This is a genomic window from Nocardiopsis sp. MG754419, from assembly GCF_018207095.1.
Classification (GTDB): domain Bacteria; phylum Actinomycetota; class Actinomycetes; order Streptosporangiales; family Streptosporangiaceae; genus Nocardiopsis.
This window is the reverse complement of the sequence record NZ_QOCZ01000389.1, coordinates 1-396: the sequence shown is the minus strand read 5'-3', so window position 1 is coordinate 396 and position 396 is coordinate 1. Positions and strand designations below refer to the sequence as shown.

The following is a 396-nucleotide window of genomic DNA, read 5'->3' as shown; positions in this document are numbered from 1 at the left end:
AACCGGCGATTGCCCAGGCCAGCGCGTATGAGGGACTTTTGGAACCCCACAGGCCGGCGGGCGGGACCGGTTACGGTGATCCGGACTCTGGTGTGGTGCCGTCCCCTGCTGTCATGATGAGCAGTTCGATCGACCATGCGAGATACGAACCGATTCGGGGAGGCGCCGTGCTGACCACGGCAGAGCAGGTCCGTGCACTCAAGGACGAGGACTTCCGGCTGGGGCTCGCGCAGGAACTCCAGTCCCACCCGGCCGGTGACCCGGCCAGCGAGGTCTACGTGTCCGCAGCGCAGGCGGCCAACACCTGCGAGTCGTACTCCAGCTGCGCGCAGATGTGTTCCTACTGACACACGTCACACAGGCCGCACCCCGCCCGGGGTGCGGCGTCCTGCGTAG

At 66.9% G+C, this 396-nt stretch carries 1 protein-coding gene; it reads left to right on the top strand.

Translation table 11 applies throughout. The features are described from left to right. Window positions 1–167 precede the first annotated feature (167 nt). Window positions 168–347, top strand: a complete 180-nt coding sequence (locus DSY14_RS28245) for a hypothetical protein (RefSeq protein ID WP_131560448.1) — start codon at window positions 168–170, stop codon at window positions 345–347. The last annotated feature ends 49 nt before the right edge of the window (window positions 348–396 follow it).